The sequence below is a fragment of the Prosthecomicrobium pneumaticum genome, assembly GCF_014199915.1.
In the GTDB taxonomy this organism is placed as follows: Bacteria; Pseudomonadota; Alphaproteobacteria; order Rhizobiales; family Kaistiaceae; genus Prosthecomicrobium; species Prosthecomicrobium pneumaticum.
Window position 1 is genome coordinate 15174 of sequence record NZ_JACHOO010000005.1, and the last position, 15777, is coordinate 30950.

General features: G+C 70.5%; 17 protein-coding genes. 12 read left to right on the top strand and 5 right to left on the bottom strand.

Translation table 11 applies throughout. From position 1 onward, the window contains the following. Positions 1-10: 10 nt before the first annotated feature. Positions 11-1903 (bottom strand): molecular chaperone HtpG, encoded by a 1893-nt coding sequence (gene htpG, locus GGQ63_RS12310; RefSeq protein WP_183856248.1) that lies wholly within the window; start codon positions 1901-1903, stop codon positions 11-13. Positions 1904-2367: 464 nt separating this feature from the next. Here htpG and GGQ63_RS12315 point away from each other — a divergent pair, with 464 nt between their 5' ends. After that, positions 2368-2784, top strand: coding sequence for a DUF2794 domain-containing protein (locus GGQ63_RS12315; RefSeq protein WP_183856251.1), 417 nt, complete (start codon positions 2368-2370; stop codon positions 2782-2784). Between the two features lie 184 nt (positions 2785-2968). Here the strand turns inward: GGQ63_RS12315 and GGQ63_RS12320 are convergent, their stop codons facing one another. The 4 genes from GGQ63_RS12320 to GGQ63_RS12335 form a co-directional block, all read right to left on the bottom strand. Next, positions 2969-3505: a GNAT family N-acetyltransferase gene (locus tag GGQ63_RS12320; protein ID WP_183856253.1), complete on the bottom strand. Its 537-nt coding sequence runs from the start codon at positions 3503-3505 to the stop codon at positions 2969-2971. Between the two features lie 63 nt (positions 3506-3568). Next, a complete protein-coding gene (locus GGQ63_RS12325; protein WP_183856255.1) occupies positions 3569-4342 on the bottom strand; it encodes a Bax inhibitor-1/YccA family protein in 774 nt (257 codons plus the stop codon). Between the two features lie 206 nt (positions 4343-4548). Further along, positions 4549-7089, bottom strand: coding sequence for an ABC transporter permease (locus tag GGQ63_RS12330; protein WP_183856257.1), 2541 nt, complete (start codon positions 7087-7089; stop codon positions 4549-4551). Then, entirely contained in the window at positions 7089-7811 is a 723-nt protein-coding gene (locus GGQ63_RS12335) for an ABC transporter ATP-binding protein (RefSeq protein ID WP_183856259.1), read from the bottom strand. Before GGQ63_RS12335 ends, GGQ63_RS12330 begins: the two co-directional genes overlap by 1 nt. A gap of 66 nt (positions 7812-7877) precedes the next feature. Between GGQ63_RS12335 and GGQ63_RS12340 the strand changes: the two genes are divergently transcribed. The 11 genes from GGQ63_RS12340 (at position 7878) to trmD (ending at position 15775) form a co-directional block, all read left to right on the top strand. After that, entirely contained in the window at positions 7878-8525 is a 648-nt protein-coding gene (locus GGQ63_RS12340) for an arylesterase (RefSeq protein ID WP_183856261.1), read from the top strand. 35 nt (positions 8526-8560) lie between these two features. Beyond that, entirely contained in the window at positions 8561-9607 is a 1047-nt protein-coding gene (locus GGQ63_RS12345) for an aldo/keto reductase (RefSeq protein WP_183856263.1), read from the top strand. Between the two features lie 129 nt (positions 9608-9736). Next, positions 9737-10279, top strand: coding sequence for an RNA 2',3'-cyclic phosphodiesterase (gene thpR, locus GGQ63_RS12350; RefSeq protein WP_183856265.1), 543 nt, complete (start codon positions 9737-9739; stop codon positions 10277-10279). A 22-nt stretch (positions 10280-10301) separates the two neighbouring features. Further along, a complete protein-coding gene (locus GGQ63_RS12355; RefSeq protein ID WP_183856267.1) occupies positions 10302-10598 on the top strand; it encodes a 4a-hydroxytetrahydrobiopterin dehydratase in 297 nt (98 codons plus the stop codon). A 70-nt stretch (positions 10599-10668) separates the two neighbouring features. Beyond that, the gene (locus GGQ63_RS12360; RefSeq protein ID WP_183856269.1) at positions 10669-11037 is read left to right on the top strand and encodes a YkvA family protein; all 369 of its coding nucleotides are present in this window, start codon (positions 10669-10671) and stop codon (positions 11035-11037) included. A gap of 300 nt (positions 11038-11337) precedes the next feature. Then, positions 11338-11844: an invasion associated locus B family protein gene (locus GGQ63_RS12365; protein ID WP_183856271.1), complete on the top strand. Its 507-nt coding sequence runs from the start codon at positions 11338-11340 to the stop codon at positions 11842-11844. Positions 11845-11973: 129 nt separating this feature from the next. Beyond that, positions 11974-12324 (top strand): hypothetical protein, encoded by a 351-nt coding sequence (locus GGQ63_RS12370; RefSeq protein ID WP_183856273.1) that lies wholly within the window; start codon positions 11974-11976, stop codon positions 12322-12324. A gap of 225 nt (positions 12325-12549) precedes the next feature. After that, entirely contained in the window at positions 12550-14103 is a 1554-nt protein-coding gene (gene ffh, locus GGQ63_RS12375; RefSeq protein ID WP_183856275.1) for a signal recognition particle protein, read from the top strand. Between the two features lie 45 nt (positions 14104-14148). Next, complete coding sequence (rpsP, locus tag GGQ63_RS12380) at positions 14149-14502, top strand: 30S ribosomal protein S16 (RefSeq protein WP_183856277.1); 354 nt, start codon at positions 14149-14151, stop codon at positions 14500-14502. A 20-nt stretch (positions 14503-14522) separates the two neighbouring features. Then, complete coding sequence (gene rimM, locus GGQ63_RS12385; protein ID WP_183856279.1) at positions 14523-15089, top strand: ribosome maturation factor RimM; 567 nt, start codon at positions 14523-14525, stop codon at positions 15087-15089. Then, entirely contained in the window at positions 15086-15775 is a 690-nt protein-coding gene (trmD, locus tag GGQ63_RS12390; RefSeq protein WP_183856281.1) for a tRNA (guanosine(37)-N1)-methyltransferase TrmD, read from the top strand. Before rimM ends, trmD begins: the two co-directional genes overlap by 4 nt. Positions 15776-15777: the final 2 nt, after the last annotated feature.

The window sequence follows — 15777 nt, forward strand, 5'->3', positions numbered from 1 at the left end:
GCGCCCGTCTTCAGGCGAGCGCATCGGCGATCAGCCGGGAGAGCGCCTTGCCGAAACCGGCGGGATCCTGCGGCAGGTCGCCTTCGAGCACGTGGGCGAGGCCGAGCAGCACCGGCGCCGTCTCGTCGACCTTCGCCGCCGCCTCTCCCCCTTGCGCGGCCCGCGCGGCGAGCGCGGCGACGATCGGGTGGCCGGGGTTGAGTTCGAGCACCGGCGCGGCCTTGCGCGCCTCCGGCCCCTCGCGGCCGGCGAGCAGACGCTCGAGATGCCGGTCGGGTCCGAATTCCGGTGCGACGAGGCAGACCGGGCTATCGACGAGCCGCGTCGACGGCCGGACCTCCGAGACCGCATCGCCGAGCACCTGCTTCAGCCGCGCACCGAGCGTCGCCACCGCGGCGTCCGAGGCGGCTTCGGTCGAGGCCGCCTCCTCGGCGCGCGGGATCGCATCGAGCGCGGCGGAGCCCTGCGTCACCGAGCGGAACGGCTTGCCGTCATAGCCGAGCGCGGTGCGCACCCAGAAGGCATCGACCGGATCGGCGAGCAGGAGCACCTCGACGCCGCGGGCGCGGCACCCCTCGAGCTGCGGGCTCGCGAGGATCGTCTTCTCGTCGGCGCCGAGCGCGTAATAGATCTCGGTCTGGTTCGGCCGCAGATCGGCGACATAGTCCTTGAGGCTGCGCATCGTGCCCTTGGTGGTGCGGAAGCGCACGATCTCGAACAGCGCGTCGCGCCGCTCCGGATCCTCGTAGAGCCCCTCCTTCAGGACCGGGCCGAAGGCGGTCCAGATCTTCTCGAAGGCCGGCTTGTCGCTCTCGGCGAGCTTGGCGAGCTCGGAAAGCAGGCGGTTCGTCACGCCCTTGCCGATCAGGTCGAGCACGGCGTTCTTCTGCAGCATCTCGCGCGAGATGTTGAGCGGCAGATCCTCGGAATCGATCACCCCGCGCACGAAGCGCAGGAAGGGCGGCAGGATCGCGGCGTCCTCGGTGACGAAGACGCGGCGGACATAGAGCTTGATCCGGTTGCGGCGCTCCGGGTCGAAGAGGTCGAAAGGCTTTTCCGACGGCACGAAGAGGAGCACGGAATATTCCGTCCGGCCCTCGGCGCGATAGTGCAGGGTGAGCGCCGGCTCGTCGAATGCATGGCCGACATGGCCGTAGAAGGCGCGGTATTCCTCCGGCGTGACGGCGCTCTTCGCCTTGCGCCACAGCGCGCCGCCATCGGTCAGCGTCTTCTCGGCGAGGCCCCCTTCGAGCACGAGCGCGATCGGCACCGGGACATGCGCGGAATGCGCCGTGACGATCCGCTCGATCGTCGCCTCGGTCGCGTAATCCTCGGCATCGTCGAGGAGATCGAGCACGACGCGCGTGCCGCGCTCGGGCGCGGCGGCGGGATCGGCGGGCTCGACGGCGAAGCTGCCCTTGCCGTCGGAGGTCCAGCGCCAGGCCTCCGCCGCGCCGGCTTTGCGGGAGACGACCTCGACCCGGCCGGCGACCATGAAGGCGGAATAGAAGCCGACGCCGAAACGGCCGATGAGGTTCGAATCGGCGCCTTCCTCGAGACTCTCGACGAACGCGCGCGTTCCCGAACGGGCGATCGTGCCGAGATTGTCGACCAGCTCGTCATGGTCCATGCCGATGCCGTTATCGGCGATGGTGAGGCGGCGGGCGGCGGGGTCGGCGGTGATGGTGATTGCGAGACTGCCGCTCTCGACCGCCAGCGCGGGATCGGACAGCGCCTTCTGGCGCAGCTTCTCGCAGGCGTCCGCAGCGTTCGACACCAGTTCGCGCAGGAAGACGTCCCGGTTCGAATAGACCGAGTGGACCATCATGGCGAGAAGCCGCGAGACCTCGGCCTCGAAGGGGCGGGTCTCACGCTTCGTTTCGGATGCGGCGGTTTCGCTCATCTTCGATCCTCTCTCGACGCAAGGGCGGCGGTGATATCGCGGCTCAGGCCGGCGCTTGCAAGAGGCGCCTTGCAGGAGGGACGCGGCAAGAGGTGCGCTCAAAAGAGAGGAGGAAAAAGAAGAAGGCCGGCAGGGCCGGCCTCAAAGGCGTGTCTCGGGGGGATCGAACCGATGCATTTCGAAGGTGGTCCGGCTCGGCGAAGCGACCCCGGGGGGCTGGGGGGCTGAGAATGTCCGAAGCCACCGCCAAGCCGGACCGTCTGAGATGACGAGGACGAATGTCGCCGCCCAATGGGGCCGGGCTTCGTCCGAATCGCGGCAAAAACAAGGAATTTATTTCGAGATTTCCGATACTTGAGGAATCACGTCGACGGCGCCACCTGGCGCGGAGGAGCGCTTGCGTCGGAGCGCGGGCAAGGCGATCATGACGGAACGACGACATCCCGGTCGATGAGGAGGCTGCGATGAGCGAGGGCGGCGAGGAAGAGCGGGCGGGCGGCGGCGCGGAGATCCTCGCGTTCGCCGCCGAGGCGAGAACTCGCCCGGAACCTGCTCCGCCGACCGCCGCTCCCCCGCATCGCCGGGACGTCGCTTTCGACCGCCGCGAACTCTCCGAGATTCTGCGCGTCTATGGCCGCATGGTCGCCGCCGGCGAATGGCGCGACTATGCGATCGACCACATGAAGGACAAGGCGGTGTTCTCCGTCTTCCGGCGTACTGCCGAAGTGCCGCTCTACCGGATCGAGAAGGAGCCGGCGCTCGCCCGCCGCCAGGGCGCCTACAGCATCGTCGCGCCGGGCGGCTATGTGATGAAGCGCGGCCACGATCTGGCGCAGGTGCTGCGGGTGGTCGACCGCAAGCCGAAGCTCGTCGACGCCTGAGCGGCCGACACACGGCCCTCTTCCGTCGCGGGCGGGCGGAACCCTCACCCCGGCAGGACCCTCCCCCCGGCCCTCTCCCGCGAGCGGGAGAGGGAGGCTCTCTTCCTTGCAGCGCGGCATCAGACGGCACGCGGTGTTCCTCCCTTGGGGAGGGTGAGGTCGGCTGAGGACCCCCGACCGCTGTTCAGCGCGCCGGCGGCGCGTCGGCGGCCGGGCCGAGGCCGCGCTGCATCAGCACGCTGTCGAGCCAGCGGCCGTGCTTCCAGCCGACATTCTCGAGCGTGCCGACGAGGCGGAAGCCGAGCCGCTCGTGCAGGCGGATCGACGCACGATGGCCGCTGTCGCCGATCACCGCCACCATCTGGCGGAAGCCCGCCGCCTCCGCCGCTCCGACGAGGTGCTTCAGAAGCGCGAGGCCGACGCCCTGTCCCTGCGCCGACGGGCTCAGATAGATCGAATCCTCGACCGTCGCCCGATAGGCCGGCCGCGGCCGGTAGGGTCCGGCATAGGCATAGCCGACGAGACGGTCGGCCCGCAGCGCCGCGAGATAAGGATGGCCGGAGGCGGAAAGCGCGTCGAAACGGCGGCGCATCTCGGTCTCGTCGGGCGGATCGAGCTCGAAGCTCGCGGTGCCGGTGGCGACGGCATGGCCGTAGATGGCGGTGATCGCGCCGAGATCTTCGGGGCGGGCGGGGCGGATGAGGAGGGTGTCGTCGGCCATGGTCCATACAGCGAAAGGGCGCGGCTCGCGCCGCGCCCTCGATAGCATGGAACCTTCGCCCGTCTACTCGCGGTTCGAGCCGAACAGCCGCAGCAGCATCAGGAACAGGTTGATGAAGTCGAGATAGAGCGTCAGTGCGCCCATGATCGCCTTGCGGCCGGCCACCGCGCCGTCGTCGCCGACGTAATACATCTCCTTGATCTTCTGCGTGTCGTATGCGGTGAGGCCGGTGAAGACCAGCACGCCGATAATCGACACCGCGAACTGCAGCGCCGAGGAGGCGAGGAAGATGTTGACGATCGAGGCGATGATGATGCCGATCAGGCCCATGAACAGGAACGAGCCCATCCCGGTCAGATCGCGCTTCGTCGTATAGCCCCACAGGCTCATCGCGCCGAAGGTGGCGGCGGTGATGAAGAACACGCGGGTGATGCTCTCCGCCGTATAGATCATGAAGATCGAGGCGAGCGAGACGCCGACCAGCGCGGCATACGCCCAGAACACCGCCTGCGCCGTCGCGACCGACATGCGGTGGACGCCGAAGGAGAGCACCAGCACGAGGGCGAGCGGGGCGAGGAAGACCACCCACATCAGCGGGCCGCCGAACAGGGTGGCGCCGAAGCTCGACAGCATCAGGCCGCCGACCTGCCCGGCCGCCTGGGCCGGATCGTTGGTGATCGACAGCCTGAAGACGCCGATCGCGGCGGCGCCCGTGATCAGGAGGCCGATCGTCATGTAGTTGTAGACCTGCAGCATGTAGCTGCGCAGGCCCTGGTCGACGCCGACTTCGGCACGCGCCGTGCCGTATTGCGTCATCCGGTTGTCGTAATTGGCCATCGAGGTCCTCTCCGAAACGGGCACCCGCGTCGCCGACCGCCTGCGGGCATCATGCCTCTGCGGCGCGCCACGGGATTCCGTAAACGATATGGGGAAGCGCGACCCACCCCGCAAGTTCGACGCTCACGGAACCTCTCGGATGGTAACCGAGACGGAGCACGCTTCCTAGTGCCGCCCGACGGCGTTCATCACGGCGATCCGGCCGGTCAGAGATCGCGCAGCACCGGCGCCGCCTTCCGTCCGAGCAGGCGCCAGGTGCCGACGAGGCCGAGCACCACCGTGCTCGCCACCGCGCCGACGGCGGCGAGCGTCGCCGTGCCGAACAGCACCCTATAAGGCTGGTCCATGATGCCCGAGACCACCCCCCAGGCGGCGAGCACGCCGGCGCCGACGCCGAAGATCGCCGTGGCGAGGCCGATCAGCGCATATTCGAGCGCGAAGGCGCCGACGAGCCGCGCCCGCGTCGCACCGAGCGTCTTCAGGATCACCGCGTCGTAGAGCCGCTGGCTGTGCCCCGCGGCGAGCGCACCGGCGAGCACGAGTACCGAGGCGGCGAGGGCGATCGCCGAGGCAGCCCGGATCGCCGCCATCAGCTGGCCGAGAATATCGGCGATGCGGCCGAGCGCCTCGCGCACGCGGACCACCGTGACGGTCGGATAGGCCGTCGCGAGATCGCGCATCAGCGCATATTCCGTCTCGGCCGGCGGCGGGGTCGGCCAGGCGAGCGTGGCGAGCACGGTGTGCGGCGCGCCAGCGAAGGTGTTGGGCGAGAACACCATCAGGAAATTGATGGCGAGGCTCTCCCATTGCACCGCCCGGAAATTCGCGACCCGCACATCGACCTCGCGGCCGAGCACATTCACCCGCACCGTATCGCCGATCGAAAGGCCGAGGCCGCGGCCGACCTCCGCCTCGAAGGAGACGAGCGGCGGGCCGGAATAATCGGCGGGCCACCATTCGCCTTCGACGAGGCGGGAATTCTCCGGCACGGTGGCGGAATAGGTGATGCCCCGGTCGCCCGAAAGCGCCCAGCGCGCCTCGGCGGCCGGCTCGACCTTGTCGACCGGCTCGCCCTTCAGCGCGACGATGCGGCCGCGCAGCATCGGCACGGTCTCGAGCCGGGCGCCGGGCGCCCGCTCGGCGACGAGCTCGCCGAAACCGGCCATCTCGTCGCGCCGCAGGTCGAGGAAGAAGAAGCTCGGCGCCTGTTCCGGCAGCGCCTCGACGAGCTGGCGGCGCAGATTGCCGTCGATCGAGGCGATGGTGACGAGGAGGGTGAGGCCGAGGCCGAGCGACAGCACCACCGAGCCGGTGAGCGCGCCGGGCCGGTGAATGTTGCCGATCGCCAGCCGCCATTCCGCCGAGGGGAGCCGCGGCGCGCGCCGGGCGAGCGCGGTGACGGCGAGACCGACAAGGCGGAGCGCCAGGAAGGCGCCGGCCGCCGCGACGACGAAATAGAGCGCGATGCGGCGATCGTAGGCGAGGAGCACGGCGAGACCCGCGAGGCCGGCGGCCATGCCGAGCGCACCGACGAGATAGCGCCGCGGCGCCGACCGCCGGTTGGGATCGACGCCGCCGCGGAAGAGTGCGGTCGGCGGCACGCTGCGGGCGCGGCCGAGCGGGGCGAGTGCGAAGACGAGCGCGGTGGCGAGGCCATAGGCCGCCGCCGTGCCGAGCGCCCCGGGATGGAAGGCGCCGCCCGAGGCGGGCAGCGACAGCGCCGCGGCGAGCAGATCGGCGGCGAAGAAGGCGATCGCAGCCCCCACGGCGAGGCCGGCGAGGATGCCGATCGCCGCGAGCAGCGCGATCTGGACGAGATAGAGCCGCACGACGAAGCCGCCCGGCGCGCCGAGCGAGCGCAGCGTCGCGATCACCCGCCGCTTGCCGTCCAGATAGGCGCCGACCGCGTTCGCGACGCCGACGCCGCCGACGAGCAGTGCCGAGAGGCCGACGAGCGTCAGATATTGCGCGAACTGATCGATGTTGCGCCGCAGGCCCGGCGAGGCGTCGTCGCGGCCGCGGATCTGCCAGCCGGCCTCGGGAAAGCGCGCGTTCGCCGCATCGGATACGGCCTTCACCGCCGCATCGTCCGCCGCGCCGGGAAGCCGCACGCGATAGAGATAGCGCACCAGGCTGCCCGGCTCGACGAGGCCGGTCGCGGCGAGATCGTCGGCGCGGATCATCAGCCGCGGACCGAAGCCGAGGCCGGTCGCGAGTTCGTCGGGCTCGCGGGCGATCACCCCGGCGACCCGGAAGCGCGCCCGCCCGACCTCGACCGCGTCGCCGGCCGCGAGGCGGAGCCGCGCCGCCAGCTCGCCGGCAATGAGCGCGGCGCCGGGTTCGAGCGAGGCCGGCACCGGGCCGGACGGGCTCTCGACCGTCAGCGTGCCGGTCAGCGGATAGGCCGCGTCGACGGCCTTCAGCTCGACGAGCGTCTCGTCGGCGCCGTCGCTGCGGCGCGCCATGGCGCGCAACGCCGCCACCTCCGACACCGCACCGGTCTCGGCGAGGAAGGCGCGCTCGGCATCGGTCGCCTGCCGCTGGATCAGGCTGAAGGCGACGTCGCCGCCGAGAATGGTGCGGCCCTCCGCAGCGAGGCCGTCGGTCATCGAGCGCGACACCGAGCCGACCGCGGCGATCGCCGCGACGCCGAGCGCGATGGCGAGCAGGAAGACGCGGAAGCCGGCGAGGCCGCCGCGCATCTCGCGCAGCGCGAACCGGAAGGCGAGACCGAGATCGGACGCCATCAGGCGGTCTCGCGGCGCAGGGCCACCGCCTCGGGCTCGATCGTGCCGCCATGGATGCGGACCATCCGGTCGCAACGCCGGGCGAGCGCGGCGTCATGGGTGACGAGCACCAGCGTCATGCCCCGGTCGCGGCAGGCGGAGAAGAGAAGGTCCGCGATCGTCGCGCCGGTGCGCTCGTCGAGATTGCCGGTCGGCTCGTCGGCGAACAGGATCTTCGGCGCGACGACGAGCGCGCGGGCGATCGCGACGCGCTGCTGCTCGCCGCCCGAGAGCTGGCCGGGATAGTGGGTCTTCCGTTCGGCGAGGCCGACCGCGGCGAGTTCCTCCGCGGCGCGGGCGAAGGCGTCCGGCGCGCCGGCGAGTTCGAGCGGCACCGCGACGTTCTCGACCGCCGTCATGTTCGGGATCAGGTGGAAGGACTGGAAGACGATGCCGAGATTGCGGCCGCGGAAGCGCGCGAGGTCATCCTCGCCGAGCGGCGTCAGATCGGTGCCGGCGACGACCACCTTGCCGGAATCGGCGCGCTCGAGCCCCGCCATCGTCATCAGGAGGGTCGACTTGCCCGAGCCGGAGGGGCCGACGAGACTGACGGTCTCGCCTTTTGCGACCGACAGCCCCACCTTCTTCAGGATATGGACACGGGCGGCGCCGGTTCCGAGAGAAAGGTCGACCGCCTCCAGCGAGACGACCGGTTCGGGTCCAGCACGCTCTGCCACGTCCATCCGTCCGCCACCTCCATCCGCCCCGGCCACGCCGGCCGGTTCGCGCGCTCCAGATATGGGTGATCGATGAACAGAAGAAAGCCTCTCCTCGCCGCGGCGGCGTCCCTTGTCGCGATCGTGATCGCGGCGGTCGGCGCCGCCCTCCCCGCTCGCGCCGAGACGCTGACCCTCGTCGTGCTCGGCGACAGCCTCGTCGCGGGCTATCAGCTCGCCCCTTCCGACGCCTTTCCGGCCCGGCTCGAGGCGGCGCTGAAGGCGCGCGGACACGATGTCGCGGTGGTCAATGCCGGCGTCTCGGGGGATACCGCGACCGCCGGTCTCGAACGGCTCGACTGGTCGGTCGGCCCGGAGGCGGATGCGGTGATCGTCGAGCTCGGCGCCAACGACATGCTGCGGGGCCTCGATCCGGCCGTGCCGCGCGCCGCGCTCGACAAGATCATGGCGCGGCTCGAGGAGCGCGGACTGCCGGTCCTCCTCGCCGGCATGCGCGCCGCGCCCAATCTCGGGCCGGACTATGCGCAGCGCTTCGACGCCATCTATCCCGATCTGGCGGCCCGCTACGATGCTCTGCTATATCCGTTCTTCCTCGACGGGGTGGCGACGGTTTCCGGCCTCAATCTCGCGGATGGGATGCATCCCAATCCGGACGGCGTCGGCGTCATCGTCGAGCGAATCCTGCCTCTCGTCGAGCGGCTGATCGAGCGGGCGCGCTAGCCCCTCTCCGCCCTCGACCATCTCGGAGCTCGACGATGGAATACCGGAAGCTCGGCCGGACGGACCTTTCCGTCTCCGCGGTCTGCCTCGGCACGATGACCTGGGGCCAGCAGAACAGCGAGGCCGAAGGCCACGCGCAGATGGACTATGCGCTCGACAAGGGGATCAACTTCCTCGACACCGCCGAGCTCTATTCGATCCCGCCCAAGGCCGAGACGCACGGCTCGACCGAGCGGATCATCGGCACGTGGATGAAGGCGCGCGGCAATCGCGACAAGATCATCCTCGCCTCGAAGGTGGTCGGCCGCACCGACATGGCCTGGTTCCGGAACGGCCCCGCCCGGCTCACCCGCGCGCATATCCGCGAGGCGATCGAGCGCAGCCTCGCCCGGCTCCAGACGGACTATATCGACCTCTACCAGCTGCACTGGCCGGACCGGCCGGTCACCCAGTTCGGCGCCAATCCCTCCATTTTCCGCCAGCCCGACGCGGTCGCCGACGAGGTGCCGATCGGCGAGACGCTCGAAGCGCTCGACGAACTGGTGAAGGAGGGCAAGATCCGCCACATCGGCCTGTCGAACGAGAGCGCCTGGGGCACGATGCGCTTCCTCGCCGAGGCCGATGCCGGCCGCGGCCCGCGCGTCGTCTCGATCCAGAACGCCTACAACCTCCTCAACCGGACCTTCGAGGTCGGGCTCGCCGAGGTGGCGCTGCGCGAGGATGTCGGCCTGCTCGCCTATTCCCCGCTCGCGCAGGGCTATCTGACCGGCAAGTATCAGGGCGGCGCCCGGCCGGAGGGTGCCCGCACGACGCTCTTCAAGCGCGGCCAGCGCTACGAGACGCCGGGCGCCGCGGACGCGATCGACCGCTATCTCGAGGTCGCCGCCGAGCACGGCGTCGACCCCGCCGCGCTCGCCATCCGCTTCTGCCTCGCCAAGCCCTTCGTCACCTCGGTGATCATCGGCGCGACGACGATGGCGCAGCTGACGACCGACATCGCCGCGGCCGAGATCGCCTGGACGCCGGAACTCGACGCCGCCGTCGACGCGGTTCACCAGTGGCGCGGCAACCCCTGCCCCTGAGCGCGCACCGCCCCATCTGAAAGAGAGCGCGGCCGCCGCGGCGAGAGCGACGGCCGCAGCGTGCTTTACACGGAAGACGCGACTGGCGATCCTTTCGCCGGTGCGCAAGCCAGCCAGGGAGGATCCGCGATGCCCCGTCTCTTCACCGGCATCGAAATCCCCGCCGAGATCGCCGACCGGCTCGCGCTGCTGCGCGGCGGTCTCCAGGGCGCCCGCTGGATCGACGCGGAGAATTATCACGTCACCCTGCGCTTCGTCGGCGACATCGACGAGCGCACCGCCGACGAGATCGCCGACGCGCTCGACCGGGTGCGGCGCACCGAATTCATGCTTCAGCTCGACGGGCTCGACGTGTTCGGGTCATCGAAGCCGCACGCGCTCGTGGCGCGGGTCGCGGGCTCCCGTGCCCTCGCCGAACTGCAGGCCGAGCACGAGCGGATCATGCAGCGGATCGGCCTGCCGCCCGAAGGGCGCCGGTTCACGCCGCATGTGACGCTGGCGCGTCTCAGAGGGGTGGGACCGCGCGAGGCGGCGCACTATCTCGGTACGCGGGGGCACTTTCTCACCCAGCCCTTCCCGGTCACCCGCTTCGTCCTGTTCTCGTCCAAGGCGTCGACGGGGGGCGGACCCTATCTGGTCGAACAGAGTTATCCGCTCGACGAGGCGGCCTGACCGCACTGGAAAAGGAGGAGGCATGGCTGCGACGCTTCTGAGCGAAATCGAACGGGCGGCGGCGCTCGCGAAGCTGCCGGGCTGGGTGCCGGCGGCGAACCGGGACGCGATCACCAAGACCTTCATCTTCGATGATTTCAACGCCGCCTTCGGCTTCATGACGCGGGTTGCGCTCGTCGCCGAGGCGATGAACCACCATCCGGAGTGGCTGAACGTCTACCGTACCGTAGCGGTGACGCTTTCGACGCACGATGCCGGCGGGGTCACGACGAAGGACATCCAGCTCGCCGAAGCGATGGAGCGGCTCGCCCTCGGCTGACGCTTGCGCGGCCCGGCACCGCCCCCCATCTGCCGAGAACGCGCCGGGGATCGCCGTGTCGGAGGAGCGCATGGACGAGATCAGATATGGCGAGATCCTGCCGCCCGAGCCCGAGGCGGCCCGCGAAGAGCGGGTGAAGCGGAAGTTCTGGAAGACGCTCGCCCGCGCGGCGAGCGCCATCCCGTTCGCGGAGGATGTCGTCGCCGCCTATTACTGCGCCTTCGACCCGCAGACGCCGACCCGGGTGCGCGCCACCCTGATCGGCGCCCTCGCCTATTTCGTGCTGCCCTTCGACGTGGTGCCGGACTTTCTCGCCGTGGTCGGCTTCACCGACGACGCCACCGTACTGATGGCGACGCTCGCCATGCTGCGCGGCCACATCAAGCCGGTGCACCAGGAAGCGGCCAGGGTGGCGCTCGCCCGTCTCCGCACGGAATGACGCCGATCGCAACCGATTGCGCGGCTCCCGCCACGTAAAGTCACACTGTCGCCCCATTTCGCCGGCTCCCCTGCCGCGGGCATTTGCGGCGCCGCGCGCGGCGCCGCAGACGATTCGGGTCTGTCTCGGAGGCGAAGAAGCGGCGTTTCGGTCGTCCGCTCCGTTCGGTGTGATGACGGCCGGCCGATCATGGTTTACGGAATCGTAACCGGACCGGTGCAGCCTTTCGCGACGTCTCGCATCGGGCCCGTTCGCGCCCCCCAAAAGGCTGTCGAAGGCGTTTCACGAGGGTAAGACGACATGAACGGACTGAGGATCGGTATCGGCGCGCTCGTTCTGGCAGCCTCCGCAGGGTTCGCCTTCGCCCAGGCGCCGAACCGGATCGGGAGTTTCCGCGACTGGAGCGCCTATGCGTTTTCCGACCAGCGCGGCAAGGTCTGCTATGCCGCCTCGCAGCCGAAGACCCAGCTGCCGGCCGGCGCCAACCGCGATCCGGCCTATTTCATGGTCACCAACCGGCCCGGCGAAAACGTTCGCAACGAGGTGTCGATCATCATCGGCTACCCCTTCCGCGAGGGCTCGAAGGTGACGGCGGATGTCGACGGCCGCACCTTCTCGATGTTCACCAAGGATGACGGCGCCTGGGTCGAGAACGCCGCCGAGGAGACCGCCCTGATCGCCGCCATGCGCGGCGGCCGCAGCCTGACGATCAAGGGCACGTCGCGCCGCGGCACGGAGACGACCGACAGCTATTCGCTCGCCGGCGTCAGCGCCGCACTCGACGCGATCGGCAAGGAATGCCCCTGATCGGCTGAGCGCCCGGCGCCGGCCTCCGAGGCCGCCCGACAGAAATCGGTCGACGCGCCGGTCCGGAATGCCCATGCTCGGGGCAAGGACCGGCGATGCGGTGGACCGGTCCGCCCGGGAGGTCCTGCCATGGCCTTGTTCGAGCGGTTCCGATCGCGGGAGCGCGACGCACAGACCGACAGCGAGCGCGCGGCGGCGCTGCGCGCCACCATCGAGACGGCGATCCAGTCCGCGCGGCGTGAGTTCGAAGGCCTGACGCGGCGGGTCGAAGAGGCGCGCCGCCGCGCCGCCTTCATCGAGACCGATTATCGTGACGAGACCGGCGGGCTGGAGCCATCCGACGAGCGGCTGCTCGACGAGATGGAGGCGTCGCTGATGACGGGAGAGCGCCGCCTCGTCGCCCTCGAGCGGCAGATCGACGGGCTCGAGGGGCTGCTCGGCGCCGTCGATCGGGTTTTCGCCGGCGGCGACATCGACTGAGGCGCCCCGCATCCGCAGCCGGTTCGGCGGGCAAGCCGTCTATCCTGCGCGGCTTGATTGACTCCGCGCGCCGTTCCACGTAAGAGCCCGCGGATTATCTCGCGAGAGGCCTGTCCTCGAGCCACCGACCGGGACGATGATCCCGGAGGTCACCGTCCGCCGGCGCGTCGCGCTCGCGGGCGCGATCGTCGTTTGGTTCGAGCCGGCACGCGAAGAGGAAGATCGATGTTCGAAACCCTGTCGGAACGCCTCGGCGGCATCCTCGACAAGCTGACGCGGCGCGGTGCGCTCACCGAAGCCGATGTCGGCGAGGCGATGCGCGAGGTGCGCCGGGCGCTGCTCGAGGCCGACGTCGCGCTCGACGTGGTGCGCTCCTTCACCGACCGGGTGCGCAGCCGCGCCGTCGGCGCCGACGTTGTGCGCTCGGTCACACCGGGCCAGATGGTCGTCAAGATCGTCCATGACGAGCTCGTCGAGATGCTGGGCGCCGAGGCGCAGCCGATCGATCTCAACGCGCCGGCGCCGGTACCGATCATGATGGTCGGCCTGCAGGGCTCGGGCAAGACGACGACGACGGCGAAGATCGCGCGGCGGCTGAAGGAGCGGGACAAGAAGAAGGTCCTGATGGCCTCGCTCGACGTCCGCCGCCCGGCGGCGCAGGAACAGCTCCGTATTCTGGGCCAGCAGAACGGCGTCGACACCCTGCCGATCGTCGCCGGCGAGAGCCCGACCGAGATCGCGAAGCGCGCCCTTCAGGCGGCCCGGCTCGGCGGCTTCGACGTCGTCATCCTCGACACCGCCGGCCGCATCCATCTCGACGAGCCGCTGATGGTCGAGATGGCCGAGGTGAAGCGGATCGCCGCGCCGCACGAGATCCTGCTCGTCGCCGACGCGCTGACCGGCCAGGACGCGGTGACGCTCGCCCGCGCCTTCGACGAGCGGGTCGGCATCACCGGCATCGTGCTCACCCGCATGGACGGCGACGGCCGCGGCGGCGCCGCGCTGTCGATGCGCGCCGTCACCGGCAAGCCGATCAAGCTCGTCGGCACGGGCGAGAAGGCGGATGCGCTCGAGGACTTCCACCCCGGCCGGATCGCCAACCGCATCCTCGGCATGGGCGACATCGTCTCGCTCGTCGAGAAGGCGGCCGCCAATATCGACGCCGAGAAGGCGGCGAAGATGGCCGAGAAGATGCGCAAGGGCGCATTCGATCTCGACGATCTCGCCGACCAGCTGAAGCAGATGACGAAGCTCGGCGGCATGTCCGGCATGCTCTCGATGATGCCGGGCGTCGCCAAGATGAAGAAGCAGCTCGACGGGCTCGATCTCGACGACAGGCTGCTGAAGCGGCAGATCGCCATCATCTCCTCGATGACGCGCGACGAGCGGCGCAATCCGGACGTCTTGAAGGCGAGCCGCAAGAAGCGCATCGCCGCCGGCTCCGGCACGCGCGTCGAGGACGTCAACCGCCTGCTCAAGATGCACCGCCAGATGGCGGACATGATGAAGGCGATGGGCAAGGGCAAGGGCGGCCTGTTCGGCGGCATGATGGGCAAGCTCGGCGCCGCGATGGGCGGCGGCATGGGCGGCCCCGGCGGCATGCCGAACGTCGATCCGGCCCAGCTCGAAAAGCTCGCCCGCCAGATGGGCGGCCCCGGCGGTCTGCCGGGCGGCATGCCCAAGGGTCTGACCGGCGGGCTTCCCGGCGGTCTCCCCGGCCTCGGACCGAAGCTTCCCGGGCCCGGCGGCCTGCCGGGCCTGCCCGGCAAGAAGAAATGACGGCCTCCCGGCCGCACCAGTCAGTGCTCTGAAAGGAAAGAAGAAATGTCCCTCAAGATCCGTCTCGCCCGGCTCGGCGCCAAGAAGCGGCCGTTCTACCGCATCGTGATCGCCGACGCCCGCTCCCCGCGCGACGGCCGCTTCATCGAGAAGATCGGCAGCTTCGACCCGATGCTCGCCAAGGACGCGCCGAACCGCGTCGTGCTCGACCAGGAGCGCGCCAGGCACTGGCTGTCCGTCGGCGCCCAGGCGACCGACCGCGTCGCCCGCTTCCTCGCCGATGCCGGCCTCGTCGAACGCGCCGCCAAGAACAACCCGCAGAAGGCCGAGCCCGGCAAGAAGGCGCAGGAACGCGCCGCCGAGCGCGCCAAGAAGGCCGCTGCCGCCGCCGAGGCGTGAGCGGACATCCGGGCCGCATCATGGGCGAGCGGATTCTCGTCGGCCGGATCGGCGCCGCGCACGGGGTGCGCGGCGAGGTGAAGGTCAAGCCCTTCACCGAGGATCCGGCGACGCTCGCCCGGCTCGGCCCGCTCGAGACGGGCGATGGCCGCAAGCTCGCCATCGCCGGGATCCGGCCGCAGGGCGACGGCTTCGTCGCCCGCATCACCGGCGTCGCGGACCGCAATGCGGCCGAGGCGCTGCGCAATCTCGATCTCTTCGTCGACCGCGCGGCCCTGCCGGCGATCGAGGCGGAGGACGAGTTCTATTACGCCGACCTCGTCGGGCTCGCCGCGGTGACGGTGGACGGCACCGCCCTCGGCCGGGTGGTGGCGATCCAGGATTTCGGCGCAGGCGATCTCGTCGAGATCGAGCCGCCGGGCGGCGGCACGACGCGCTTCCTCCCCTTCACCCGGGCGATCGTGCCCGTCGTCGACATCGCCGGCGGCCGGATCGTCGTCGCACCGCCCGAGGAGAGCGAGGCGCGGCCGGAGGACGAAGACGAGGGCGAGGACCCCGGAGCGACGGACGAAGGCCCCGCGCCGTGACGGCACCCTTCCGCGCCACCGTGCTCACCCTCTATCCGGAGATGTTTCCCGGCCCGCTCGGCCTCAGCCTCGCCGGCCGCGCGCTCGAGACCGGCGCCTGGTCGCTCGAGGCCCGCAACATCCGCGACCACGCCACGGACCGGCACCGCACCGTCGACGACACGCCGGCCGGCGGCGGGCCGGGCATGGTGATGCGCGCCGACATCGTCGCCGCGGCGCTCGACGCCGCGACGCCGGAAGGCGACGCCCGGCCGCGCCTTCTGATGTCGCCGCGCGGCGCGCCGCTCACCCAGGCGCGCGTCCGCACCCTCGCCGCGGGGCCCGGCGCCGTCATCCTGTGCGGCCGCTTCGAGGGCGTCGACGAGCGCGTGATCGAGGCGCGCGGCCTCGAGGAGGTATCGATCGGCGACTATGTGCTGTCGGGCGGGGAGATCGCCGCGCTGGTGCTCCTCGATGCCGCGGTGCGGCTGCTGCCCGGCGTCATGGGCGGCGCGGAATCGGGAACCGAGGAGAGTTTCGAGAACGGTCTCCTCGAATACCCGCACTATACGCGGCCGCGCGAATGGGAGGGGCGGGCGATCCCGCCCGTGCTCCTCTCCGGGGACCACGGCGCGATCGCCCGCTGGCGCCGCGCCGAAGCCGAGCGGATCACCCGCGCCCGCCGGCCGGACATGCTCGGCGGCTGATC

Bases quoted from the DNA above. Each gene is read 5' to 3' on its own strand.
- thpR (WP_183856265.1), top strand. From the start codon at position 9,737: ATGCCCCGTCTCTTCACCGGCATCGAAATCCCCGCCGAGATCGCCGAC.
- GGQ63_RS12320 (WP_183856253.1), bottom strand. From the start codon at position 3,505: ATGGCCGACGACACCCTCCTCATCCGCCCCGCCCGCCCCGAAGATCTC.
- rimM (WP_183856279.1), top strand. From the start codon at position 14,523: ATGGGCGAGCGGATTCTCGTCGGCCGGATCGGCGCCGCGCACGGGGTG.
- GGQ63_RS12360 (WP_183856269.1), top strand. From the start codon at position 10,669: ATGGACGAGATCAGATATGGCGAGATCCTGCCGCCCGAGCCCGAGGCG.
- ffh (WP_183856275.1), top strand. From the start codon at position 12,550: ATGTTCGAAACCCTGTCGGAACGCCTCGGCGGCATCCTCGACAAGCTG.
- GGQ63_RS12370 (WP_183856273.1), top strand. From the start codon at position 11,974: ATGGCCTTGTTCGAGCGGTTCCGATCGCGGGAGCGCGACGCACAGACC.
- GGQ63_RS12365 (WP_183856271.1), top strand. From the start codon at position 11,338: ATGAACGGACTGAGGATCGGTATCGGCGCGCTCGTTCTGGCAGCCTCC.
- GGQ63_RS12325 (WP_183856255.1), bottom strand. From the start codon at position 4,342: ATGGCCAATTACGACAACCGGATGACGCAATACGGCACGGCGCGTGCC.
- GGQ63_RS12330 (WP_183856257.1), bottom strand. From the start codon at position 7,089: ATGGCGTCCGATCTCGGTCTCGCCTTCCGGTTCGCGCTGCGCGAGATG.
- GGQ63_RS12355 (WP_183856267.1), top strand. From the start codon at position 10,302: ATGGCTGCGACGCTTCTGAGCGAAATCGAACGGGCGGCGGCGCTCGCG.
- GGQ63_RS12345 (WP_183856263.1), top strand. From the start codon at position 8,561: ATGGAATACCGGAAGCTCGGCCGGACGGACCTTTCCGTCTCCGCGGTC.
- htpG (WP_183856248.1), bottom strand. From the start codon at position 1,903: ATGAGCGAAACCGCCGCATCCGAAACGAAGCGTGAGACCCGCCCCTTC.
- rpsP (WP_183856277.1), top strand. From the start codon at position 14,149: ATGTCCCTCAAGATCCGTCTCGCCCGGCTCGGCGCCAAGAAGCGGCCG.
- GGQ63_RS12335 (WP_183856259.1), bottom strand. From the start codon at position 7,811: ATGGACGTGGCAGAGCGTGCTGGACCCGAACCGGTCGTCTCGCTGGAG.
- GGQ63_RS12315 (WP_183856251.1), top strand. From the start codon at position 2,368: ATGAGCGAGGGCGGCGAGGAAGAGCGGGCGGGCGGCGGCGCGGAGATC.
- GGQ63_RS12340 (WP_183856261.1), top strand. From the start codon at position 7,878: ATGAACAGAAGAAAGCCTCTCCTCGCCGCGGCGGCGTCCCTTGTCGCG.